The organism is Mesorhizobium sp. WSM4836, assembly GCF_055811815.1.
The window spans coordinates 23,036-47,740 of sequence record NZ_JBVVQF010000014.1 but is presented as its reverse complement, the minus strand read 5'-3'; the positions used below and the strand labels follow the sequence as shown (position 1 = coordinate 47,740).

Here is a 24,705-nt window from a genome sequence, read left to right as displayed (position 1 = left end):
TGATCGTCTCTGCTTCGACAGCTACTTCGAATCCCGCAAATCCACCTTCCGCAGGGGCGGATGTTGACCACAGCAGTCCCCGCTCGATCGGGTGGCATTGCCAGCGAGCTTCAGACGCTCCCTTACGCCCTTTGATGTCCGGTCGATGACGCTGATGCGATCCTCTGTGATCCGCCGATCAAACCGTTGAGTCTGGGAAGCGGCAGGCGCGAGCCGTTTGCGTCGATGCCTGAACGGCCCAGACCCACGCTTGACCGACTGGCCCACAACGATTGTCTCGGCCCCGTCATCCGCTTCGCCGTGCATTCGCATTCCCGATTGTATGAGGGACACCGCGGTAGCCGCGCCATGCCGTAGGGTCCGGGTTCCGAGTACGCAACGAGCGTCATACGCAATTGCGTATACTTCTTCTTTATACGGGATCGCGTATGCTCCGCGTTTATACGGGATCGCGTATATTGACGATTAATACGCGATCCCGTATATTGCTCCTTGGAGGGACCCATCATGACCGACCAGATTGCTCGCAACGCAAAACAACTCGGCGCCATCCTACGCCGCGCGCGTAGGCAGGCCGGTCTTACGCAAGGGTCGCTTGGTAACCAGATCCGTCTGCGCCAGGGCACAGTGTCCCGCCTCGAGGCCGGCGAGCCCGCCGTGCAGCTCCGCACCTTGATGGCCGCCCTCTCCGCCCTCGACTTGGAACTCGTGGTTCGAGAGCGCAGCAAGAGCAGCTCCGCTGACATCGAGGACCTGTTCTGATGGCACGGCGCCCGGCACACATCCCGCTAAATGTCTTCCTGAACGGGCGCCTGGTGGGCGTGCTGCGCAGGGAATCGACGGGTGCCATCGACTTCCAATACGCCCACGAATGGCTGGACTGGCGTGGCACCTTCCCGGTGTCGCTCTCGCTTCCCTTGCGGGAGGACCGCTATATCGGCGCGCCTGTGATCAACGTCTTCGACAACCTGCTTCCGGATAGTGATGCGATACGCAGGCGCATTGCCGAACGTGTCGGCGCCGACGGCACGGACGCATACAGCATGCTCGCCGCCCTCGGCCATGACTGCGTTGGCGCGCTGCAGTTCCTACCCGATGCCATGGATCCAGGCACTCCCGGCAGTATCGTTGGCAAGCCGGTCAGCAACGAGGACGTGGCCGGGATAATCAAGAACCTGGCGGCTGCTCCCCTCGGCCTTGGCGAGGATGAGGATTTCCGCATCTCGATTGCTGGCGCGCAGGAAAAGACCGCGCTGCTGCGCAAGGACGGGAGTTGGTTCAAGCCAGTCGGCACGACGGCGACCACTCATATCCTCAAGCCGCAGATTGGCCGGCTGCCGAATGGTATCGATCTCTCCAATAGCGTCGAGAACGAGTATCTGTGCCTCAAGCTGCTCCAGGCGTTCGGCGTTCCCGTCGCCCAAGCGGAGATCGCTGATTTCGGAGAGCGCCGCACGCTGATCGTAGAGCGCTTCGACCGGTGGTGGGCCCGCGACGGCCGCCTCCTGCGCCTGCCGCAGGAGGATATCTGTCAAGCGCTGTCGGTGCCGCCCACTCGCAAGTACCAGTCCGATGGCGGTCCCGGCATGCGCGAGATTATCGAGCTTCTGAAGGGCAGCGATACGCCTGATGAAGACATCGCCGTCTTCTTGCGCGCCTGCATTTTCTTGTGGCTGATTGGCGCGACCGACGGCCACGCCAAGAATTTCAGCATCTTTCTCGGCCCTGGCGGAGGATTCCGCATGACGCCACTCTACGACGTGCTCAGCGCCCAGCCCAGCCTTGATGCCGGACAGATTGCCCGCAAGAAGTTCAAGTTAGCAATGTCGGTCGGCAAGAGCCGGCACTATTCGGTGCCTGACATCATGCCCCGCCACTTCATGCAGACCGCTGACCTTGCCGGAGTGGGTAGGCGTGCCATGCGCAGAATCTTCGAAGATATTGCTGGAAACGTGGAGAAGCAGGCCGACACCGCGATCGTCTCATTGCCGCATGGCTTTCCTGAACAGCTTGTCGACTCGGTCAAGTCGGCTATAGGCAAGCGCGCCACCCTTCTCGCTGACAGCAAGGCTGACGCCGTCCATTGAGGTGCGAAACGAACCCGCTGCAGGGCTAAGCATTTTGCCGACCGAACCAGGCTGAATCGACCGACGGGCGATCAAGCGGGTGAGGCGGGCACCCGGGTCGCGGCCAGAAGTCACTGAAACACATTCGTTTTCGCGCATGTGCTTGGTACTGCGCTTACGTTGCGGCGATCAGGTCTGACGCGTTCGTTTGGTTGCGCAATCATCGTCCGGCCAGATTTAGCAGCCTTGCCGCTGGCGATAAAATGCCGATTGGCGAAATCCTCGTCGTCGCTCCGGTTGCGCTTACCGCAGGCGAGCGGCCCACCGTCCAGATGCGCGTCATGCGGCCGGCAGCGCGCGGTACCGCGTCACCCGCCGCGGTGTCCCATTCCATAGTGCGGCCGAAACGCGGATAGATTTCGCAGGACACTTTCTTTTCCGACCCGCTCTCCGGCCGCAGAAGTCTCAACCTTGCCAGAGGTGAATTTTTTGACCCCTGAGCGGTGATCGCGGTGCGCATTCCGAGCCATAACCGACTTTGCGACATCCCCTTCACTGATTCATTGCCCGTCTAGCGCCAGAATGCGAAATCCACTGTGAGGGTCGGAGCTTGGCAACACCGCTCAACGTCGGTCCGACGTTGCAGGGCTGACGTGTTTTCATCAAGCCAAGACCGACTCTAGTACCGTGCCGGGAATGAGCTATAGTTCAGACACTAATGACGGCCGGGCGCTTGCACAAATGGCTGGACTGGGTGAACAGATTGCGCGTCAGCAGCGCACCATGGGACCGCTCCTGGTGGCGGCAGTGGTCATCGGCCTTATCGGTCTGCCCGTCGCAGCCTGGCTCGACCTGCGAGACCTATCGGAACGGATGCTGCGCAGGCAAGCCAGCGAAATCAGCCGGATCATCGACGAAATGCGCGGATTCTACGGCAGCGACGTCGTGGGACGCGTGCTGCAAGCGAACGGCGCCGTGACTGCGACGCACAACTACCGGGACGTGCCAGGTGCGATCCCTATTCCAGCAACCCTCTCGATTGAACTCGGCAAGCGCATCAGCGCTCACGATGGGGCCGTCAAATATCGGTTCGTCTCGGATCTGCCTTTCAAGGGTCGCGCCCCCCACCAGCTCGATGTCTTCGAGCGGAATGCAATCTTTGCTTTGCGCGCCAACCCGAAGGAGCCGATCATCGAAGTCTCGGGTTCACTGTTTGACCGGCAGGTCCGCGCCGTGGCGCCTGTTATAATGGGACAAGTCTGCGTGACCTGCCATAACTCACACCCGGACAGCCCCAAGACGGACTGGAAGGTGGGGGATGTCCGAGGGATCCAGGAGATATCAGTCAATCAGCCTATCGCTGCAAACGTCCTCACCTTCAAGTATCTGCTCCTATATTTCGCCTTCGCGGCGGCGGCGGGCCTGACCTTCATTCTCCTGCAGCGTCGGCAGTCAGCGTTGGTGCAGGGCATCAACAAGGAGCTTTCCGAGGCAAACGACTTCCTGGCCGCGATTTCATTGAAGATCGCCAAATACCTTTCGCCTCAAATTTATAAAAGCATCTTCAGTGGCCAGAAGGACGTCACAATCGCGACCGAGCGCAAGAAGCTCACGATCTTTTTCTCCGACGTCAAGGATTTCACCGCCATCGTGGAACGGCTCCAGCCCGAGGACCTGACGCTTCTCCTCAACGAGTACTTCACCGAGATGTCGACAATCGCGCTCAAACACGGCGGCACCATCGACAAGTTCATCGGCGACGCGCTTCTTGTGTTCTTCGGAGACCCCGAGACGCAAGGCGTCGAGGAAGACGCGAGAGCCTGCTTGCGCATGGCTGTCGACATGCAGCGTCGGCTGGAGCAGTTGAACAGGGTATGGCATGACCGCGGAGTTGAACGGCCCTTCCGAGTTCGCATGGGCATCAACACGGGCTATTGCAATGTTGGGAACTTCGGTTCCGATGATCGGATGGACTACACGATCATCGGAGCCGAAGCGAACTTGGCTGCCCGTCTGCAGTCGATTGCCGAGCCCGGCGGCATCTGCCTCAGCTATGAGACTTACGCACTCGTGCGCGACCTTGTCCGGGCGCGTCCGTTAGCACCGATTGCCATGAAGGGGATCAGCCGGGAGGTTGTCCCTTACGAAGTGGAGGGCCTCCTGGGTGAACTCGCCCAACGCCCTCAGGTCATCAGCGAGCACGCGACTGGCCTCGACTTGTTCCTCGATGTTGAGGCAATCGACGAGAACGGGCTCGAGCGGGCGAAGAAACGACTTTCGGAGGCGCTCCTGGCCTTAACCATCCGAAGCAAGCCCGCCGCATTCTAGGTTTCTTCAACGTGATGCAATTTGGACCGTGTCTAGCCACACAAAATCAATGTCGGGTTCAACGCCGTCTCATGCGCCGCCGGTCGGCTGGTATCACGGTGGGCCTGGAACTGCGCTCCGTGGCGACAAATCGTACGACCGAAGAACGCTGACCAGGTCTGACGCGTTCCTTTTTTTGGTCGCGCAGCCGTCGTCTAGCCAAGTCCTGCAGCCTTGCCGCTGGCAATAAAATGCGGGTTGGCGAAATCCGCGTCATCGCTTTGGTTGCGCTTGCCGTAGGCGAGCGGCTCACCATCCAGCGTGCGCGTCATGCCGCCGGCGGCACGTAGCACCGCGTCACCGGCCGCGGTATCCCATTCCATGGTGCGGCCGAAGCGTGGATACACGTCCGCCTCGGCGCCGGCGACGAGGCAGAATTTCAGGGACGAGCCGACCGAGACGATCTCGGCCGCGCCAAGCGCGCGGATATAGGCGTCGGTTTCCGGCGTGTTGTGGGACCGGCTGGCAACGACTGTCAGCGGCGCCATACCGGCCCTTGCCGAAATCGGCTGGCGATCGACGATCTCATAGTCGTCATTGATCTCGATCGCTTCCGCTTTGCCCGGCCGGCCGGAAAAGAAGCGGCCGGTGCAGGGAGCGAAGACAACGCCGATCTCCGGCACGCCATGGCGAACCAGCGCGATGTTGACAGTAAAATCGGTTCTGCGGTTGACGAACTCCTTGGTGCCGTCGAGCGGATCGATGAGGAAAAAGGCGTCGCCCAGATCCGGCGCCATGATGCCGGCCGAAGCTTCTTCCTCGGCCACGCATGGAATTTCGGGAAACGCGGCGCGAAGCCCGGCAAGGATGATCTTCTCGCTCTCGCGATCGGCCTCCGTCACTGGCGAACGGTCCAACTTGCTGTCGACCGCACAGCCGGCACGAAAGACGCGCATCACCTCGCGCCCTGCCGCCAAGGCAAGGTGCTCGAAGACGACGAGCATCGCTTCGTCGTCAGATACCGCCGCCGTTATCATATTGGTCTTCGGCAATGTCCCGCTCGTTCAGCCAGTGTTCCAGGGCCTCCACCATCTCCTCGGCCGATCTGCCGAGTGTCTTGAGATGGATTTCGGGTTTTTCCGGCGCCTCATAGGGTGAATCGACGCCGGTGAAATTCTTGATCTCGCCGTTCAACGCCCGCGCATAAAGGCCCTTCGGATCGCGCCTGGCGCATTCCTCGAAGGGTGTGTCGACAAACACCTCGACGAATTCGCCGTCGGCCATCAGTTCGCGCGCCATGCGCCGCTCGGCGCTGAACGGCGAAATGAACGACACGATGACGATCAGCCCGGAATCGGCCATCAGGCGCGCGACTTCGGCGACGCGGCGAATGTTTTCGACACGATCGGCGTCGGTGAAGCCGAGATCGCGGTTGAGCCCATGACGGACGTTGTCGCCATCCAGAATGTAAGTATGACGGCCGGTGGCGAACAGCTTCTTCTCGAACAGATTGGCGATGGTCGACTTGCCCGAGCCCGAAAGCCCGGTGAACCAGAACACGGCCGGCCGCTGGTTCTTCATGTCGGCGCGGGCGCGCTTGCCGACATCGAGCGACTGCCAGTGGATGTTTTCGGCGCGGCGCAGCGAATGCAGGATCATGCCGGCGCCGACCGTGGCATTGGTGATGCGGTCGATCAGGATGAAGGCGCCGGTGGGGCGGTTTTCGGCAAACGGATCGAAGGCGATCGGCGACCGCGTCGAGATGTTGCAGATGCCGACTTCGTTCATTTCAAGCGACTTGGCCGCCTCATGGGCAAAGTCGTTGACGTTGACCCGGTATTTCAGGTCGGTGACGGTGGCGCTGGTCTGGTCGGTCTCGGTGCGCAAGATATAGGAGCGGCCCGGCAGCAGCGCATGTTCATCGAACCAGACGATGTTGGCGGCGAACTGGTCGGCGACCTGCGGCCGCGCCGCCGGCGACACCAGCATATTGCCACGAGAGACCTCGACCTCGTCGTCGAGGACGAGCGTGATGGCCTGGCCGGCGATAGCCTGCTGAAGATCGCCGCCATGCGAGACAATGCGCCTGACATGCGAGGATTTGCCGGATTTGGCGACGACCACCTCGTCGCCCGGCGCAACCGAGCCGGAGGCGATGGTGCCGGCGAAGCCGCGAAAATCGAGATTGGGACGGTTCACATATTGGACCGGAAACCGGAACGGCAGTTCGACCGCAGCCTCGTCGACCGAGACGGTTTCTAGATGTTCGATCAGCGTCGGGCCGGAATACCAGTCCGTCCTGGCGGATCGCCCGGTAACGTTGTCGCCGTAGCGGGCCGACATCGGAATGGGCACGATCGTGCGGAAGCCGAGCTCACGTGAGAACTGCCTGTAATCGGCGACGATCTGCTTAAAAACCGCCTCGTCGAAGCCGACAAGGTCGATCTTGTTGACGGCGAGCACGATGTGGCGGATGCCAAGCAGCGAGGCAATGATCGAATGTCGCCTGGTCTGACGCAGTACGCCCTGGCGGGCATCGATCAGCACGATGGCGAGATCCGCCGTCGAGGCACCTGTCGCCATGTTACGCGTGTATTGTTCGTGGCCGGGCGTGTCGGCGACGATGAACTTTCGCTTTGGCGTGGCGAAGAAGCGATAGGCGACGTCGATGGTGATACCTTGCTCGCGCTCGGCCTCGAGGCCGTCGACCAGCAGCGCGAAATCGACGTCATCGCCGGTGGTGCCGTGCTTGCGCGAATCGCGCTCGAGCGTGGCCAACTGGTCCTCGAAAATCTGCTTGGTGTCGGAAAGCAAGCGCCCGATCAGCGTCGACTTGCCGTCGTCGACCGAGCCGCAGGTCAGGAACCGCAGCAGCGACTTTCGTTCCTGCGCCGCCAGATAGTCGCGGACTGCGTCGGTCGGGGCGAGGCTCTTGGCCATGATGTGGCGCATACTCAGAAATACCCCTCGCGCTTCTTCTTTTCCATCGAGCCGGCTTCATCGCGGTCGATCAGGCGACCTTGCCGCTCGGAAGTGCGCGCCGTGAGCATTTCACCGACTATAGCTTCCAGAGTGTCGGCATCCGAGTCGAATGCGCCGGTCAGCGGATAGCAGCCGAGCGTGCGGAACCGCACCATCCGGTTCTCAACTGTTTCGCCGGGCCGCAGCTGCATGCGCTCGTCATCCCTCAGGATAAGCATGCCATCGCGCTCGACGACCGGCCGCTCCTTGGCCAGATACAGCGGCACGATCGGAATGTCTTCCTGGAGAATGTACTGCCAGATGTCGAGCTCGGTCCAGTTCGACAGCGGGAACACCCGGATCGATTCACCGGCAGCGATGCGGGTGTTGAAAATCTTCCACATCTCCGGCCGCTGGTTCTTCGGATCCCAGACATGCTGGGCGTTGCGGAACGAGAAGATGCGCTCCTTGGCCCGCGATTTCTCCTCGTCGCGTCGCGCGCCGCCGAAGGCAGCGTCAAATCCGTATTTGTCGAGCGCCTGCCGCAGCGCCACCGTCTTCATCACATGCGTGTGGATGTTGGAGCCGTGGTCGAACGGATTGATGTTGTCGCGCACGCCGTCTTCATTGACATGGACCAGGAGGTCAAAACCGAGCTTTTGCTGCATCTGGTCGCGAAAGGCGATCATCTCGCGGAATTTCCAGGTCGTGTCGACATGGAGAAAGGGAAAGGGCGGCTTGGCCGGATAGAACGCCTTCATCGCCAGGTGCATGAGCACGGACGAATCCTTGCCGACCGAATAGAGCATGACCGGCTTGGCAAAGGCGGCGGCCACCTCGCGAAAAATATGGATGGATTCGGCCTCAAGCCGCTGAAGGTGCGTAAGTGCGATATTCATGGACTGTGAGCGTTCTTTCGTACCGATCCACGGAAGGGCCTGTAACGAAGGCGACCCTCAGCCGCCCGATTCAAACTGCACTTCCGGATAAATCCGTTTCTTGTGCGGGCGTTCTAGCAGATCGTTCCTGACCAGAACAATGCAACACACGCCCGCGGCCGAATGGTTCGGGAACGAATTTTCCATAGGGCCGGCAAATCCGGGAAATTTCTGCTCAGCGAGCGATAGCGCTCGTGACGGGCAGGAAAATGTTGCCTGAGCCTCGGAACCGGGGCGCCAGGAGCGGCTCGCCTCATAGCGCCCTCCCCATGAAGTTCCGATGGGAACGACTAGCTTCTCACCGTTGTGGTCGATCTCGATCATCTCGCTCTTACGGCCGAAGCGTTCCGCAAATCCTTTGTGGAAGATGATGGCGTTCATATAGGCAAACGTCATTGCAAGCGCCTGGGTCCGCAAGGGATAATCGACGAGGGAATGGACGAGAAGGAAAAACACCGAGAGAAAAGCTGCCTTTTGAAGTGGGTCGCGGCGAATTTTGACTAGCCGCCCAAAAAGTAATCCAAAATATAAAGCCATCAACAGAATTGCAATTATTCCCCCTTCGAAGGTTATTTCTAGGTAATCGTTGTGGGCATGATTAACATACTTATTAAAGATCATTCCTTCTTTTTCGTATATCTGATAGGCTTTTTGGAAATTCCCAAACCCAATGCCAGTGAACAAATTCTCTTTGATTCCCTCAATAGTGGTGCGTGCAAATTCTCCTCGCCCGAAATCTGGGTCAATAACTTCGGCCTCGATCTTCGTCCATGCGCCTATCGTAAATACTGAAAGTGTTATGAAAACGGCAACGATGCCAATCCCACTCACCCTGGAACGCGTCGAAAGGAAGACCATGGATAGCACGGTGATCGCTAATCCGATCAGGACGCCGGCACGCGAACCGGCAGCCAAAAGCAGCAGCAAAAGCGTGGCCAGCCCGAGCGATCCGGACAAAAGATGCCCTCGAAACAGACCATAATAAACGACGAAGGGGATAGACACAAAAAGTAACGCCGCAAAATGATTCTGGTTGGCAAAAAGCCCGGCGTTTATCGTGAAAGGCAATAATCCCTCTATAGCGACGTCGTCCGACAGCGAGTACTGAATCGCTCCTGCCAATCCATTGCAGATAACACCCATAAAAAAGAACGGCAGAAGGGCTTGGACCTGCTCGGCACGCAAACGCAAAACGCTCAAACAAAACGCCGCCAATGCCACCAGATACAGCAGACATTCGATCGTCCGTCCAACGCCGACACTGACAAAACGAAATCGGGTTTCTCCAACCAGCCCGGAATCTGCGAGCAACAGCTCCGGACGCAATCCGCTGAATATCGCCGCAGGCAGCGGAAGAATTTGCAAAACCACCAGCGCCACAGCGAAGATAAGCAGCCACAGCACAACGTGGGGGATTCTCTGACCAGAGCTCTGTGAAAAGACCGCCGCCGCCGATACAATTGCCGCGACCTCAATCAGCGTATCCGTATAAAGGCCGCTTGCAGTGCCGCCGCCGATCAGCAGCGCTATAAACAGAACCGACCCAAGGAGATACTTTTCCCATTCCGACGGACGGTCACTCAAGATGAAAGTCTCTCGATGCTCAATTTGTGCATTACCAGCGTGCCGAAGTAGCGGAAGCGCCAGCTCTCGGCAATGGCGGCCGTCTCCAGCCGTAACAATTGCATGGGGCACCCAGCCGGTCTAATCGAAAAATCCTGACTGAGCGCCTGGCGATTGTATGTACCCTCCGGAATTTTAAATCGCGCTGTTTCGCTGGCTTGCCCCACGCACTTTATCGACCAGAACAATTCCTTTGGAAGTTTCAGATTCCGTGCAGAGGCTATCAGAGAAATCTTGTAAGAGCCGGGCGGCAGTTGGATATACTGCTGAAGAGCTGTATTCTTGACGGGCGTATTCAGAAAGCGGACCGTCGCCCCACCCTCGCCTTCGACCGCACCTTGAGATGTTGCAAATGTAACTTCCAGTCCCGACTGATCGCGGAGTTGCCAATCGAAATGCTTGCCGCTGTAGACCGGTTCAAAGGTGCTGTTGAAAATATATCCACCCAACTTCCGTTGCTCATCGGTCAGGCTGAAGAGAAACAACCGATATGCCGATTCATACTCTTTCTGAAGAATATAGCCGCCGATAACTGCCGACAATTCGTTCGATTTCGGTGGAGCGTCCGACCCTTTCAAATCGAGCAACAGCCGGTTTGCGGAATCGAGCCCTTCGGGAGTTCTGCGGAGAGTGGCGAACAGATTGGTTCTCCAGGGCGCCTCCGCCTTGATGGCTGCCAGAACAGCCTGGTATCCATCGGGGCTCGAGAGGATTGTCGGCAGGCCCTCGGCGATCGCCGGAAATCGATCTGGCCATCGCCTTAGCAACATATCGATCTCGCGGACAGCCTTTGGCAGATCTCCGATTTCAATAGAATGACCAATGGACCTCTGGAGCGCGTGAATTTCGGTCTTGGACAACTTTCTAGCTTGATCGAAGAGCTCATAGGCTTGGTCTTTTTCACCCTTTCGGTACTTGATCTCGCCGATCAGGCTGTACAGACGCGCGTCCGCGAGATCAAAGGGAAGCGCCCTTCCGGCCTTACCGAGTAATGCATCGAAATCAGGAGCGTTGCTTGCGTCGTTCAGGTCGCTGGTGATTTCGCTTATCAAGGCATTAACGTTCAGCGGATCCAGCGCGAGGGAAACGGTTGGCGTTTCGGTTTCAAGAAACCGACTTAGCCCGATCGATGAAGCCGCTAACACTAGAACGAATGCGGCGAACCAAACGCCTGAACGCCGGAGATTTTGCATAAGCGGGCTGGCTTGCTCCGTCATCGACTTTGCCCTCAAGTTTCGGGGTGCCGTAATCGTAATACTGGGAGTTCATGTATTTGTAGCCATAGTTGTAATCGAACTTGTTCACTGCAAACTTCGACATCGCGGCCCCGACCACATTCGCGCCGGCAGCTCGCAAGCGCTTCAACGCCGTCTTCGCCGACTTGCGCGTCACCTGATTGGTAGAAATGACCATCAATGTGCCCTCGGCAAGCCGGCTGAGGATGGGCGCATCCGATAGGCCGACGACCGGCGGGGCATCGATTATCACAAGATCGAAGCGCTTGCCGAGATTGGTAACGACCAGCGCCATTTTTGGCGAAGAGAGAAGATCCGCAGGGTTCGGCGGGATCGTTCCGGAAGTCAGTACGGTCACATTAGGATATTTCGTCGCCCTGAAAATGCTTGCCAGATCCTCCTTGCGGACGGTGTTGGTCAAGAGATTGCTCAATCCGATTGTGTTGTCGAGACCAAACAGCCGATGAAGATTGGGCTTTCGAAGATCGCTGTCGACGATGAGTACCCTGGCACCGAGCGCGGCAAAATCCTGCCCGAGCTTGAACGAGGTGGTCGACTTGCCTTCCGAGGGTTCCGAACTCGTGACCAACAGCGATCGCGGCGCACCTTCGGCGCCGGAGAACTGCAATGACGTCCGAAGCGAACGGTAGGCTTCGGACAGTCCTGATTTCTGATCGGTGATGCTGGCTATGAGTTCCCGGTCATCGACAAGCGGCAGGATGCCGAGCATAGCCAGTCCCAGTTCCTTTTCGATTTGCTCAGGATTGGTGAAGGTATTGTTCAGCAACTCGATGATGTAAATAATTGTCGCGCTGAGCGCGAGGAAAAGAGCCAAAGCGACCGAAAGATTGATGCTCAGTCGTGGAGAATAAGGGTTGTTAGGCGGTGTAGCGAAATCGATGATTGCGGCACTTTGTGTCTTGAGTTCAGAGCTGACGCCGACCTCATTCAGCTTGGCAATAAGATTATCATACTGCGACCTATTCGAATCAACCTCACGCTTCAGAATTGTGTATTTGATGTTTTTATCGTTGAAGATAACCTGTTGCTTTTCCATCTCAGCGAGTTTGGACTTAAGGTCAGATTCCTTGCTCTGAGTCTCCTGGTATTTCTGTCGCAAGGAATCAGTTATCGTTAAAACGCCATTGTTATAAAGCCGTTGCAACTCCTTGATCTGCGCCTGAAGCTGCTGCATTTCTGGAAAGCCCGGCTTCAATATGCCCAACTTCTGCTGATACTGGCTGGTCAAATCCGCCAGTTTCTCGGTGATCTTCCGCAGACCTTCACTCTCCAGGACTGGGCCGAGACTCGATCCGCGACCCTTGTCTATCTGGTCCACCATCCGTCCAGCATCGAGACGCTCCTGGATTGCTGTCGCGAGAGCGGTATTCAGAGCCTCGATGTTCGACCCTATCAGCGATTTGTCGTCGCCTGTTATGGTAATGCCTACGTCCTTTGCATAAGCGACCAGATTCTCTTCGGATTCCTGAAGCTTTTGCTTTACCTGCAAGACCTGTTCCTGGATGAACTGCCGTGCCAGGTCGGAAGTTTCGCTAGTCTGGTCGAGGCGTTGATCTATGAAACTTTGCGCCACTTGATTGGCGATATCACTGGCGTATTTCGGTTTCTGATCGATAAACGAAATCGTTAGCAGGCTTGTGTTGGTAACCAGATTGACTGTCAGATCTTTCAAAATACGCCCGATCGCGATGGCCTCGCGTTCCTCCGGGGTTTTCTCCTCTATGGATGGCGATTTCGAGATTCCGAAGGCGCGATAGAAGACATTGCTCAAGGAGAAGTCCGACGTGGGAAACAGGAAGTCCGGCTTCTCGCTGAGGCCCAACTGGAACACCACTCGTTGCGCCAAAGCACGGCTTTTCAGCTTTTCACGGGCAGTCAGAAAGGCCCGGACGTCAGCGTTTTCGGAAACCACTTCGATGTCCTGGAAGACCTTTGCCGAAGGAACCAAAACTTCCAATTGCGCTGTTGCCTGATACTTAGGCGTCTGCATCATGGTAACGATGACGCCGGCGACAAGCCCGGCCGCTGCCATCATGACGAGCAGCCAACGATACTGGACAGCGTAAAACAGCAGCCTGAGCGGATTAAAGCGCTCGTCCTGTTCGGAGTGATCGCGACCATACGGGCTATAGTTTTGCGCACCGTCATAATACAGGTCGGCAGACAAGGCTTGGCCATGTCTTGGGCCAGCAATTTGATGCTGTCTATTGCGATCGAGCATGGTGCGAAGCAATCCTACGGTTGTCTGCGTCCTGAATTCTGACGGGCAATGACTATATACCCGGGATCACCGCAATTCGGGCTGCACTCGAGGCGACACCGAGAGCATCCTTGAGATTGCTCAGCGCAATTTTTGATTTTGAGGCGAAGACGACAATCTTGTCGCCACCATATATGCGTGGATTGCGGCTCTTGCCGGCGCGAATCTGCTCCACATTGTAATTTGCGACCAGGGTATTTTGGCCGACATTACGATAGACAAAGACTTTTCCTGCATCGGCAACGGGCTTGAATCCTCCAGCAACGGCGATCGCATCGATGAGAGAAGAATTGGCCGACACCGGAAAAATACCGGCCCTGGCAACTTCGCCGTCGACGGTAATGCGCTGCCCGATCGATTCCTTAACGTAGACCGACACATCGGGCGACTGCAGATAGTTGGCGCCGTAAGCCGTTTCGATTTCCTGCTCCAACTGACGGACGGTCTTCCCTGCCGCGGTAACGGTTCCGATAAGTGGAAGCGAAATTTGCCCGCCTGCGTCGACTTGAACGGTTCTGTTCAGATTGTCGACTTGGAACACATTCACCTCCAGCACATCGTTGGGCGACAAGGGCTGCTCGTCGCCGTTCTGGCTGTTTTGCGGCGCAGGCAGTTCCTTTACGACCTGCAGGGCGCCGCCGCCGGAGAGGGGCGCCGACGATGACGTCAGTTGCAGCGCATCGACCGATGTCGGCGAAGACGATGATGTCGTCGACGAGGTGCTCGTGCAGGCAGATATCGAGAGCGAAGCAAGCAAGGCACATATCGCGCCCGTATAATTTTTTGCGAGATGAAACACGCCCATTACGCTGCCCCACCCTTCAACAGGCGGCCCAATCCTGCAAAGCGACCGAAATTGCCGGGGCTTGGCTTTTTCGAGCGTGCCTTTCCGACCGGCTCGAGGGGCCGGTTCGCCAATATTTCGCCTGGGCGTTTCAACACCATATTGCGGGCCTCATCTTCCCCACATCGCTTCGTAGCAACGGCAACCGCCTGCGAAAGCCCAGGGCGCCGGCGGGTGACGCCATGGGTGTCCGAAGCGATAATATCTACTCTACCCTCGTCAATCAGCTTTTCCGAATAGTAAAGCGCCGTGCGCCCAAAAGCACCAACAATCGAGTCTGCGGTAAGTTGAATTAGGCAACCCACTGCATTCAATTTCTCAACAACGTCGTAATTTGCCTTGATCCATGTCAGCCGCTCAGGATGGGTAAGAATCGGAACGAACCCGGCGTTTATGAGGCGCAGCGCGAAATCTTCCAGCTTTGGCGGCAAGACGTGATGCGGCGGCTCCAATAAAAAATAGCGAGATCTGTTCAAGGTCGGCACGCTACCCAGCGCCAATTGCTCTGGCAGATCCGGCGCTATATGCACGTCGGCGCCAACGTAAAGAGCAAGCGGTATTTCGGCGCGGCGCAGCGCCTGTTCCAATTCTTGAACCGCGAGGGCAATATTTGCCGATCTGTTTTCGTACATGCCCGGCACGATATGCGGCGTACATGCCATATGCGTCGTTCCGTCGGCCACCGCCAGCCGCGCCATTTCCAGCGATTCAGCAAGACTGGGCGAGCCGTCGTCAAGACCGGGCAAGATGTGGGAATGCAGGTCGATCATAGGTGGCCGCACTGAAGCAACGTGACGAGTTCTCCCCGAAAACAGGTAAATGCGCCACCCGCACGATAGCGAATGACGCATCTATCAAGCTCATCCAATGCTGCAGAATCCAAATCCAAGCTATTCGCCGACAGCGCTGTCGTCATCGTGCGAGCCGATGTCCAGCGTTGCCGCGCCACCTGTCACAGGGCCGCCCAGCGATGCGAGGCGAACTCGCCGCGCACGAAGCGCATCCGGCTTCAACTCAAGCAACAGCGCTTTATGGTTGACGCACTCCATCGATACCCCGACTCCAGCGGCGCGCCAGGGCGGCACAGAGGCGCCGGCAACACACTACAGCACGAGCAATCACACGCCCCCATACTGTATTAAGTCTAACGGCTCACGCCGCCGTTGCCGTCACCATCATCTTGCGTAGCAGCAAGAATACCAGCCGCACCAACCATGCCCCCAAAAATAAAGAGCGGAGTGTTGGACCGGCTGTTGTCGCCCGGGGGAATCTGAGCCGTATGCTCAGAGCCCAGCATTCTCAGGCAGATATTGTTCCCGACACGAGAAATGTCGAGGCTTGAATTCGCAGGCACATCCAGGCTGCAGCCACCGACATTGACGGAAGCCGATCCCTTAGCACCGACCACTATGCGGCTGCCGAAATCCAGCGCATTTCCCGCTTTTGCCGGGCCATAGCCCGCGGCTTGCGAAACCATTACGTCGCCATTAGCGCGCCCGACGGAACCAATCGAACTCGCCGCTCCCTGGTAGGGAGTCGTACAGGTGCAAGACGCATCCTGAGCGAAAGACGAAACCGGGCCGAAACCGATCGTGGCAACAAATCCGGCTAACGCAACTTTTACAGTGAGGTTCATTCGTTTCGATCCTTTTTTCCCGCCGCACCTCGGCCCCACCCGGGCACCAAGGTATTGAATAAGCGCGTAACAGCTTTTTACGTTGATTCCAACCTGCTTCGCAAATGCGAGATGATTTTTGGTTTCTCCTGTGTTTCATTGGACACACTCGCTTGCCGCAATATCTCGTGGGCGTCTGAGGGCCATCGCGCCGATGCTTTGGCACAGGGATTGTGGTCGACTCTATTTAGCGTGGGGCGTTATCGCACATTCTGTCTTTCGTTTTGTGACAGGCAGTTGGCGAAGCCGTGAACTACGAACCCTTATTGGCGAGATTGTAGGTCGAACCCGCCCGCGCCGGCTGTCCGCACAAGATGAGCACCCTGGACAAGCTCCCGACACGCAACATCGACCTGTCGCCGTTGAAATCGATGATTGAACTAGCCAAGGGCAAAGGATCTTTCCGTGTGCGTCGGCTGCATCACACCAAGGCAGATCGGCTTAGCGGAACGCTAAACAGTAGCGCGAGCGTGCATGTGCAACCTTAGTGCCAGAAGGTCAGCTGCGGCCGGCACATATGGTAGATGAACAAATCCGCCAGTTGACCCACGAATTGGTCGTTAGTGGATGTGGCAAGCCATCCAAGACGATAGGCGCTGATGTCACTCGGAGCCGCGCCAGAGGTCTCGGCGATCGCAGCCGACGGCCGGTACAGCATATGGTTGACTGTTTAACGTCGGGCATGTCGCACATTCTGTCTTTCGTTTTGTGACAGTCAGTTGTCGTGAACTACGAACCTGACAGGCAAGGCTTGTAGGTCGAACCCACCTGCGCCGGCTGTCCGCACAAGATGCCATTCTCGGCAAGTTTGGCGGCCAAATCCGCGCCATCGGACGTGAGGCATTGCACAACGATGGCATCACCAAACTTTGAGGCGACATTTCCGTCGCAAGGCGTCCCCATGCCGACCGGCTTGCAGGTCAGGGCGAGCCCTTGGTAGTCCCGGCGCGCCGCGTCCGTTACGATCGCCCGTAGGGATTGGGGCTTGGTAAACGCCACGCCGCACAAAACGATCTTGCGGCCGGCGACGCGAAGGTCATCGACTGCCTGGATGGAGAGCTTGCCCTCAAACGGCTCAAGTGCCGCTGCCGGGTTTGGGGGTTGCGGACGAACAGGCTTCCCTTTTTTGACGACAATGAGAAAGAAGCCAACCACAAACGCCAAGGCAACGAGTGCTAATAAGCTTAGTTTCTTGAACGACAAAAATCCTCACCCCCGCCGCGGCCAAGCACGTGTCACTTATTAATCACCTCTGGCGGAGACGTCCGGACGACTCACGTGGTCGCATCCATTTCAATCGAAGAAATTCGTCAACTGCGCTATCGAGCTTCGCCGAGGGTGCTGTCCTGCGGCGGGACGATCCAGATGTGCGGGAAAGCTAAACGCGGACCAATGTCAAGGAGAGGCACAGAGGATCCCCCGGAGAAACCAGTCTGCCGTGGTCTATGGCCGCGGTTCACAAGCCTCCTGGCTTCCACTGGCGGACGGTCGTCGACGTGAGCATGCGGCCCATCATGACGCGCAGACAAATTCGCACTGCTGGCCATGCCGCGCTCAATCGGCTGTGTGCCTCGGGTCAATAGATCTGCAGCCCTCGCCTGTTCAGGACCGCCAGCGTTGTGTGCCGACCGTCGATACTGATCTGGGCGTTGAGTTGACCGCACTGGACGGGGTAGGTTGTGCGCTTGTCGTCACTCTGCCACGGGTTGATCGCCATCACGATGCATTCGTCTTCGTCCACCATCACTTTGCGGATCAACGCTTCTTGTGCTTTCCATACTTCATGGGCAGGTCGGTCGATCAGCAGCCGGCCGCGGGCTAATTTCTCGGAAAGCGCGCCGACCCTGCTCAGTGACCGGACAAAAAGCGGTAGCTGCTCGTAAGGCTGTTGCGTCCCGGTTTTCACCTGAGGCTCATAGCCCCACAGAACGATGCCCTTGGCGCCACTGAAATAGGGCACGATCGCCATCGCCTCGACCAGATAGGATGGGAACTCCTTCCCTTTCAACGCACTGTTTGCGCCGTGAAATCGCAGCCACTCATAGGCATAGAGCGGCTTCTCACCTACGGACCGGGTGCGCAGATAATTCTCCTCGACATTGGTCGCCATGTATAAGACAGCGTCAGGCCGATCATAGAAAACGTATATGCTAGCCACGTAGAAATCGACGTAAGGCTCGATATACTTCCACAGTCGCCAATCCGACTTGTGCGTGCCGTCGTTTTGAGCGGCAGCCGGGGAAATGCTGCGGTGGAATGGCTGCACACCGTATAGTCCAACGCGAGCCGTGGGATAGCTTTCCTTTGTCCATTTCAGCGGAAGCCAGAACCATTCCGCCCACTGTTTAAAATAGGCTTCGTCGAAGGCTTCCCTCGACTTCGCGCCAGAAGCTTGCCGTGGCGCCTTGTGCTGCCAAGCGATCTTGGTGTCTTCCTCAAAGGGGAATTCTATGTCCTGGACGTAGATCCCCTTCGGGGGAGCCCGTTGGATGTTTCGCCGGATGATGCGTTCGAAGAACATTGGTTTCTGCCACGGATTGACGTGGTGACTACCTATTGCGCTGGTGATGTTCTCGCGTTGCCCGCCGGGAAAGTCCGCGTAAGTGTTCAAGATTGTCACAGGCTCGAACCCCCGGGCGTAGGCGTTCTTCGCTGCTTCACCCTTCGAGCCATCGATCACGTTCCAGTATGCCTTGAGATCGCCAGCCATGGAGAGCTCAGGAATATTTGCCCAGCCGACGTCCTGCGGCGACTGCGCAAGGCTGCTTCTTCCGCAAAAGGCAAGAAGGGCAAAGCCCACAAAAATCCCCGCAGAGGTCACCACTGCGAAGCGACGTTTGATCTCTGCTCTTTTCACAATTGCTACATCCGAGGTCCGAGTCGCGTTGTTCATTTTGACTACCTGACGTGGCGTCGCCGGGAAGAACCTAACCAACCAAGTCTTGCTTTATTCCCAGGAAACATGCCACCACAGCATGGGATCAAGCACTTAGGCGGCAGATTTCCAAAGCTTGGTTGACGGGCAACCCTGTTCATTTGATTATGGATTTGGTACCCGCCAGCAAGAAATGACAACTCAGAAAGTCGGACATGAGCCACGGTTTTGAATCCAAGACTTATCCAGAAATGCTCGCTGGCGGCTTCAGTCGCGTTGACGGAACAATCCAGTTCTACACGAGAGTGAATGCCCTTCTTTCAGAGGACATGGTGGCCATGGATTTCGGATCCGGACGCGGAGGATGGTACACCGACGAGAAGCTGCCTTACCGCCGTTCCCTCCGGAATCTCAAAGGCAAGGTGAGAAGGGTAATTGGGGTCGACGTTGATCCGGCCGTATCGGAGAACCCCTCCATAGACCAAGCTGTGGTCTTCGATGGGTCTCGTATACCGCTAACCGATGCCTCGGTTGATATCATCATCGCCGACCACGTTTTCGAGCACCTGCCCGATCCTGCCAATACAGCCGCGGAACTCGACCGGATATTGGCGCCAGGTGGCTGGATTTGCGCGCGGACGCCAAACAAGTTCGGCTATGTGGCGCTGGTCAACCAACTGCTGCCGGAGAACGCAAAATCAGCAATCCTGCATTTCGCCCAGCCAGGTCGCAAGGACGAGGATGTCTTCGAAGCCCATTATCGCCTCAACACCAGATCGGCGTTGCGGCGTCACTTTTCCGGATATGAGATCGCCTTGCATTCCTGGGAGGCCGAGCCGGCCTATCATGCCGGCAAGGCAGCAATCTTTCACCTGGTGAGAGCCTGGAGTTCACTGGTTCCGAGCGGCATGAGCACGGCGCTTTTTGCGTTCATGCGTAAATCCCAGGTCGGAACCCGACAGCCTGGAGTTCTTGATGAAGGCAAACGCCGCGACCGTTAATCAGCCGGGCAGGTGATGTTAAACGCCCCTCAACTCTGAATAAACCTACTGGCCTTCTCCGCAGGGATAGCAATTGTATTCCACGCCGGACTCTCAATATCGGAATTTGGCAGGAGCGGTTTGGCACCGTCGAATAGCCGATAACCGCTCCCGACCAGGATGCCACCAACTTCAACGGAGTTACGAGGGGAAACCTCGATAGCCAGGGCCGGACGCGCGTCTCTCAAGAAGCGAGAACTCGCATCAAGCAATTCCGCCTCGGCCCCTTCGACATCGATTTTCACGACATCAGGCGATGGCAACAACCTAAGGCACTCATCAAGAGACAGACACACGATGGTTTGCAGCTCACGGACACCGCCCGCCTGCGAATTTCCGTATTCGGCCAGCGCATTCGAGGCTCGTGCCCGGCTGGCAATGGCAAACGACCTGAAGCCCATTACGCCCGCCATTCCCGCGGGGATGATCAGCAGCTCTGCGGCTTCACTAGGCTGAAGGCTAGCGGTGCGGCGCAGCAAAGCCACCAGGGAAGTGTCTGGTTCGAACGCAACAACGCGCCCTTTTGAACCGACCAAACCAGCCGCGGCGACGGTGAAAAGCCCAATGTTGGCGCCAATGTCCCAAACGGTATCGCCTTTCCTTATCAACATTCTCGCCGCCGAAAGAAGGTCTGGGTCGATTTGGGAAATTGGCTTGAAGAAATATCGCAACCCTCCGGCCGTAGAGACCATAATCGGCAAACCGCCAAATTCCTGAGGCATTTGGCGGCGGCGTACCTGATCACGCATCATCCGTTCCAACAAAATTCTAAGTTGGCGCATCAGAATACGAGACCCACACGCAGAGAAGCTCTCATTTACGTTCCTTTCCACGCAGAAATTTACGACCGAATCGTTTGAAAATGCCAAATTTTGTAGCAAGAGTACTGAAATTCAGCCGGACCATCGATAACCCGAATTTAAAAAATTATGTGAATAAGAAACATGCCCCCCCGATACCACCATCTAGACAAATACCATACTTAAGTCTTTTGCGACCCGCCATAATGCGAAGAGTGAGCGGCTTTTGCATCTATCATGATTTCGTAAGCCAGCCTAAGACAGGCAAACTGGTACCCTGCAGCACCGTCCAATATTCCAAGTCGGACAATATAAAGATAAATAAAAACTAAGAATGGGCGTCCAGGAATCCTGTAGGCCAAGTTCTTCTGTGCTTCGCGCCTGGCGCCGGGATCTCTAGACACTAAAAATTTTACTATGCCCAACGTAATTGGCGTTGCCCTAGTCAGTCTCGCTTCCATCGTTGAGTAGCGATTGTGCCTTTCCAGCCACCAGTCCAAGCCCTTATTAAACGGAAAATGGAGAATATGGCCCTCAAGCTCCTTGGCAGAACCGTCGGCGCGGTAACTCTCGTTTACCTTGCGCTCTACCAGAACCCTTCCGCGGCGAAATACCCTAGGGAACCAAGTAGGATATCCTGAGGAGCGTCGAAGCCAGCGATCCAGAAACAGGTCCTTTCTCCGAACCCGAAACATAGCGACGCTTGCATCTGCTGTCTCAATGTGATGTTCGATCTCCGTTGCTAGCTCATGCGTCATCCTTTCGTCCGCGTCAAGCATAACAATCCACTCATCAAGGCCGGGCAACGTTAGACCAAAATTTCGTTGATCTGCGTAGTCAGTAAAAGGTCGAGTTACAACCACCGCTCCCATCTCCTCTGCTATCTTGGCAGTACCGTCGGTACTTTTCGAGTCAAGTACATAGATTTGCTCCCGCCAAGGTATTGACGCTATGCAATCTGCAATGTTGATTGCCTCGTTGTAGGTCAGAATCAAAACTGATGGCATTCACGTTTACCCACGACCTGGATTTCCGACCACGACAGTACCTTCATCCACGTTCGAAACAACCACGAGGGTGATGGCGATCTTTGACTTTAAGGTCAGCGTGTACCGACGCTCCTGGCCGGGTTCCCAACAACAACCACATTCGGACCGACGTCACGTACGACGACAGCCCTGGCTCCGACCACGGCTCGTTCACCAATTGTGACTCCCGGACCGATGAATGCATCGGCGCAGATCCATGCCCCGGCACCAATGGAGATCGGCGGTTTTGTGAGCGGCATTCGAGGATCCCTGTGGTCATGCGAACCCGCGCATAGATGTGCACCCTGCGAAATTGTGGCGGCCTCCCCGATACTGATCTTTCCCAGGGCGTAGAGCACAGCCCTGTCCCCAATGGCAGCGGAGTCACCGATGACAAGATTCCATGGAATGGCGATTCTCACAGAGGGATAAACATGCACGTCCTTGCCGACGGTCGCGCCGAACCGCCTGAGCAAAAACCGCCGCCATCCCCACAGAAGCCTTGGGCTCACCGAGAACAGTGGCCCCGTAAGAGCCCAGAGGGAGCGACCCAGCTTTTCCTTCCTGGACCACTTCCGTGACGCCCGATTGGCGGCTACATGCGAGGCTAAATTAGCGGAATCCATCTTGTCCAATCATCCAGAGGCCGTGGTGGCCTCCTTTCTGTTACTGCTGGCTGCGAGCCTGGCGCGAGCGAGAGTTTGGTTCGAAGCACCGATCATGTATCAGTGAGCACAAAGTCCGGCTGCTCATCGCTTTTGACACACCAGCGATAGACATGGGCCATGTTCACAGCGATCCTCTGCCATGAGAAATCGCGTTCCATCCATGCCCGGCCACGCGATCCCATTGCATCCAGGGACCTGCGCGGCATCGCCATAGCGGTTTCCAGGGCCGCGGAAAGTGGCTCTATTCCATGATCTATCCACCAACCGCATCCATGTTCGGCGAGCCCCTTCCATGGCGCACCAACGGTACAGATTACCGGTGTCGCATTCGCTAGGGCTTCGGCCACCACCATACCAAAATTTTCATTCAAAGTAGGTAAAACGAACAAGTCGGCATCCTGATACGCTTCTTGCTTGGCCTCGCCAAAGACGGCATCTTCAAAAACTACTCTGGCCAAACCGAGCGCCTTGCAGCGTCGTTCCAGTGCCTCCCTGGTCCCTTTCTCGGAAGGACCGACTATCCGAAGTCGCCAATTGCCATGCGCCACTTCTATACGTGCCCATGCTTCAACAAGACGATCAATTCCCTTCTTGGGATGTATTCTACTCAGGCAAAGTACAGTTCGCGTTCGTTTACCCTCTTTTGGCCTCCCGGCCAATAAAGGCAAATCGATTCCATTCGGAATAATTGCCACCGGCGCGGTCAGTCCAAAAGCACGTAGTTCTAGACACTCCTGTAGACTGGTAGCGTGGAAGCAGGTTGTGGAGTGAAGTGCGCGCTTCTGTGCCATGCTCCAAAAAGCCCGCTTTCTATAATAAGAAAATTGAAGCGCAACTTCACCCAACATCCCTCTGGGAGATACAATCAATGGTCGCCCATATCGCGCCGCGCTCCAGCCTGGGTAGACATTCGGCATCAGCCAGAGCCCATGCGAGTGAAAAATCGCCCCGGAGCTGGCTAATTGATCCAACGCCTCGTGAAGCTTTCTTGAAAAACACAGTCTCTTGGCGACCGGTACTTGGCCAAAATCGCACGGAAAAACGCGAGAGCGCGCACCGTTCGGGTCCGGTTGCCCTCTCGTCGTCGTGCTCCACAGCTGCGATTCGATTCCCCGTTCACACAGAGAATCCGAAAGCCGCCGAACCGAATAGCTTGGACCAGAGGCTTCCGCAGCAACTGATGCCACAACTTGCACGACCTTCATATGACCGACCATCTCTGCAACCAGATCGATCCAGCCGCCTCAAGAAACACGACACCGAATTCTCGGCCGTCACTCTAATCACATCTCGCTGTGCATTCTGTCGATAAACCGAGCAACAGCATCGGCGAATGGCTGCGGCCCAAATTTCGTAGCCACCGACCGAGACGCGCTTTCTGCTTCCTGCCAGTGGTGCGTGTCCCAGGAAGCGATGGACCGCAGGGCGCGAGTGATGGCATTCACATCACCGGGACGAAACAAAACCGAGTTGCTTTTCGTTGCAAAGTCCGAGGCCGCGCCTACAGATTGTGACAAGGCAAGAGCGCATCCGCTGAGTACAGCTTCATGCGCCACCAAACCCCATGGCTCGGACAGGGATGGAAGGACTAGACAGCGCGCGTTCCGGAATACATCAGCAAGTTGCGCCGGCTGAAGAAAATTGGAGACCTCGATCAAGGGATGACGAGGGAGTTGGTCCCGCAATGGCCCGGCCCCACAGATCTGAAGCGACCAATCCGGATTATCAGCAGCGAAGTCGACAAACGCCTGCGCCAGGGCTACAACGAACTTCACCTGCACCAGTCTTCCAACGAACAAAAAGCGCTTGGGGCGAGAATGTAGGGGTGCGCCCCCGTTGAACAACGATGGGTCGGCGCCGTACAGTCCCTGGAGCACCGTACCTGGCCGATAACCCATGCGCTCGGCGTATATTGTTCCCGAAGCCCCTGGCACAAACACACCATCGAAGCGCCGTCTCAAAAGAACGCTATGTCGTATCGGATCAAGCAGGTGCTGGCGCAGGGTACCTTGCCAATTCGAATCGGTTTGCAAGATTACTTTTCCGCCGTTGGACCGGCAGCGGGCAGCGAGTGAATTGAAGGCCGGCCAGTGAAATCCCCCTTGAAAAAATAAGTCGGGACGGCGCATGCCCAAGCGCGTCCAGTCGGCATTGGTGTCCCGACCATCAATCCAGTGTACAGCCTGACCGAGAGAACGCTCCATGCCTACAATCGGCACAACCGGCCGGGTTCCAATCACTGTCACGCGTCCAGGAAATCGGTCAATTACGAGACGAATGCATCTAGCTGCATAGTCTGGAAGACCAGACCAAGCGAACGCAATCGATTCGATGTTACGTGTCGTCATGGCTATTTCCGTCTAT

The 24,705-nt window shown here is 56.9% G+C and carries 20 protein-coding genes and 1 pseudogene; 4 read left to right on the top strand and 17 right to left on the bottom strand.

Translation table 11 applies throughout. The annotated features are described in order from the left end of the window. Nucleotides 1-507 precede the first annotated feature (507 nt). Nucleotides 508-762 carry a helix-turn-helix domain-containing protein gene (locus tag AC0L2P_RS17625; RefSeq protein WP_473502592.1) on the top strand — a complete coding sequence of 85 codons (255 nt, stop codon included), beginning with the start codon at nucleotides 508-510 and terminating at the stop codon, nucleotides 760-762. Then, nucleotides 762-2,087: a type II toxin-antitoxin system HipA family toxin gene (locus AC0L2P_RS17620; protein ID WP_473502591.1), complete on the top strand. Its 1,326-nt coding sequence runs from the start codon at nucleotides 762-764 to the stop codon at nucleotides 2,085-2,087. Before AC0L2P_RS17625 ends, AC0L2P_RS17620 begins: the two co-directional genes overlap by 1 nt. A 227-nt stretch (nucleotides 2,088-2,314) precedes the next feature. On the opposite strand, the pseudogene AC0L2P_RS17615 reads toward AC0L2P_RS17620, so the two are convergent. Then, nucleotides 2,315-2,499, bottom strand: a pseudogene (locus tag AC0L2P_RS17615) (3'(2'),5'-bisphosphate nucleotidase CysQ); the annotation flags it as partial. A gap of 308 nt (nucleotides 2,500-2,807) precedes the next feature. On the opposite strand from AC0L2P_RS17615, the gene AC0L2P_RS17610 reads away from it, so the two are divergent. After that, a complete protein-coding gene (locus AC0L2P_RS17610; RefSeq protein WP_473502590.1) occupies nucleotides 2,808-4,394 on the top strand; it encodes an adenylate/guanylate cyclase domain-containing protein in 1,587 nt (528 codons plus the stop codon). A gap of 194 nt (nucleotides 4,395-4,588) precedes the next feature. Here AC0L2P_RS17610 and cysQ read toward each other — a convergent pair whose 3' ends face one another. The 11 genes from cysQ to AC0L2P_RS17555 all read right to left on the bottom strand — a co-directional run bounded on the left by cysQ (nucleotide 4,589) and on the right by AC0L2P_RS17555 (nucleotide 18,823). Beyond that, nucleotides 4,589-5,377, bottom strand: coding sequence for a 3'(2'),5'-bisphosphate nucleotidase CysQ (gene cysQ / locus AC0L2P_RS17605; RefSeq protein ID WP_473502700.1), 789 nt, complete (start codon nucleotides 5,375-5,377; stop codon nucleotides 4,589-4,591). Nucleotides 5,378-5,387: 10 nt separating this feature from the next. Beyond that, complete coding sequence (gene cysN / locus AC0L2P_RS17600) at nucleotides 5,388-7,325, bottom strand: sulfate adenylyltransferase subunit CysN (RefSeq protein WP_473502589.1); 1,938 nt, start codon at nucleotides 7,323-7,325, stop codon at nucleotides 5,388-5,390. Nucleotides 7,326-7,327: 2 nt separating this feature from the next. After that, nucleotides 7,328-8,233: a sulfate adenylyltransferase subunit CysD gene (cysD, locus tag AC0L2P_RS17595; protein ID WP_473502588.1), complete on the bottom strand. Its 906-nt coding sequence runs from the start codon at nucleotides 8,231-8,233 to the stop codon at nucleotides 7,328-7,330. A gap of 57 nt (nucleotides 8,234-8,290) precedes the next feature. Beyond that, on the bottom strand, nucleotides 8,291-9,856 hold the full coding sequence (locus tag AC0L2P_RS17590) for an O-antigen ligase family protein (RefSeq protein WP_473502587.1): 1,566 nt from the start codon (nucleotides 9,854-9,856) through the stop codon (nucleotides 8,291-8,293). Next, nucleotides 9,853-11,112, bottom strand: coding sequence for a tetratricopeptide repeat protein (locus tag AC0L2P_RS17585; protein WP_473502586.1), 1,260 nt, complete (start codon nucleotides 11,110-11,112; stop codon nucleotides 9,853-9,855). The genes AC0L2P_RS17590 and AC0L2P_RS17585 overlap by 4 nt, the downstream gene beginning before the upstream one ends. Beyond that, a complete protein-coding gene (locus AC0L2P_RS17580) occupies nucleotides 11,000-13,372 on the bottom strand; it encodes a GumC family protein (RefSeq protein ID WP_473502585.1) in 2,373 nt (790 codons plus the stop codon). The genes AC0L2P_RS17585 and AC0L2P_RS17580 overlap by 113 nt, the downstream gene beginning before the upstream one ends. A 52-nt stretch (nucleotides 13,373-13,424) precedes the next feature. Next, nucleotides 13,425-14,216 carry a polysaccharide biosynthesis/export family protein gene (locus tag AC0L2P_RS17575; RefSeq protein ID WP_473502584.1) on the bottom strand — a complete coding sequence of 264 codons (792 nt, stop codon included), beginning with the start codon at nucleotides 14,214-14,216 and terminating at the stop codon, nucleotides 13,425-13,427. Further along, nucleotides 14,216-15,025, bottom strand: coding sequence for a tyrosine-protein phosphatase (locus AC0L2P_RS17570; RefSeq protein WP_473502583.1), 810 nt, complete (start codon nucleotides 15,023-15,025; stop codon nucleotides 14,216-14,218). The genes AC0L2P_RS17575 and AC0L2P_RS17570 overlap by 1 nt, the downstream gene beginning before the upstream one ends. Before the next feature lie 374 nt (nucleotides 15,026-15,399). Continuing rightward, nucleotides 15,400-15,891, bottom strand: coding sequence for a hypothetical protein (locus AC0L2P_RS17565; protein ID WP_473502582.1), 492 nt, complete (start codon nucleotides 15,889-15,891; stop codon nucleotides 15,400-15,402). 768 nt (nucleotides 15,892-16,659) lie between these two features. Further along, nucleotides 16,660-17,133 (bottom strand): hypothetical protein, encoded by a 474-nt coding sequence (locus AC0L2P_RS17560; RefSeq protein ID WP_473502581.1) that lies wholly within the window; start codon nucleotides 17,131-17,133, stop codon nucleotides 16,660-16,662. A gap of 373 nt (nucleotides 17,134-17,506) precedes the next feature. Then, nucleotides 17,507-18,823 (bottom strand): hypothetical protein, encoded by a 1,317-nt coding sequence (locus AC0L2P_RS17555; RefSeq protein ID WP_473502580.1) that lies wholly within the window; start codon nucleotides 18,821-18,823, stop codon nucleotides 17,507-17,509. A gap of 197 nt (nucleotides 18,824-19,020) precedes the next feature. Between AC0L2P_RS17555 and AC0L2P_RS17550 the strand changes: the two genes are divergently transcribed. Continuing rightward, nucleotides 19,021-19,806, top strand: a complete 786-nt coding sequence (locus tag AC0L2P_RS17550; RefSeq protein ID WP_473502579.1) for a class I SAM-dependent methyltransferase — start codon at nucleotides 19,021-19,023, stop codon at nucleotides 19,804-19,806. A 29-nt stretch (nucleotides 19,807-19,835) separates the two neighbouring features. Here the strand turns inward: AC0L2P_RS17550 and AC0L2P_RS17545 are convergent, their stop codons facing one another. The 5 genes from AC0L2P_RS17545 to AC0L2P_RS17525 form a co-directional block, all read right to left on the bottom strand. Further along, nucleotides 19,836-20,594: an FkbM family methyltransferase gene (locus AC0L2P_RS17545; RefSeq protein WP_473502578.1), complete on the bottom strand. Its 759-nt coding sequence runs from the start codon at nucleotides 20,592-20,594 to the stop codon at nucleotides 19,836-19,838. A 233-nt stretch (nucleotides 20,595-20,827) separates the two neighbouring features. After that, the gene (locus AC0L2P_RS17540; protein WP_473502577.1) at nucleotides 20,828-21,652 is read right to left on the bottom strand and encodes a glycosyltransferase family 2 protein; all 825 of its coding nucleotides are present in this window, start codon (nucleotides 21,650-21,652) and stop codon (nucleotides 20,828-20,830) included. A 95-nt stretch (nucleotides 21,653-21,747) separates the two neighbouring features. Further along, on the bottom strand, nucleotides 21,748-21,933 hold the full coding sequence (locus tag AC0L2P_RS17535; RefSeq protein WP_473502576.1) for a hypothetical protein: 186 nt from the start codon (nucleotides 21,931-21,933) through the stop codon (nucleotides 21,748-21,750). A 458-nt stretch (nucleotides 21,934-22,391) separates the two neighbouring features. Then, nucleotides 22,392-23,546, bottom strand: a complete 1,155-nt coding sequence (locus tag AC0L2P_RS17530; RefSeq protein ID WP_473502575.1) for a glycosyltransferase — start codon at nucleotides 23,544-23,546, stop codon at nucleotides 22,392-22,394. 78 nt (nucleotides 23,547-23,624) lie between these two features. Next, a complete protein-coding gene (locus tag AC0L2P_RS17525) occupies nucleotides 23,625-24,689 on the bottom strand; it encodes a glycosyltransferase (protein WP_473502574.1) in 1,065 nt (354 codons plus the stop codon). Between the last annotated feature and the right edge of the window lie 16 nt (nucleotides 24,690-24,705).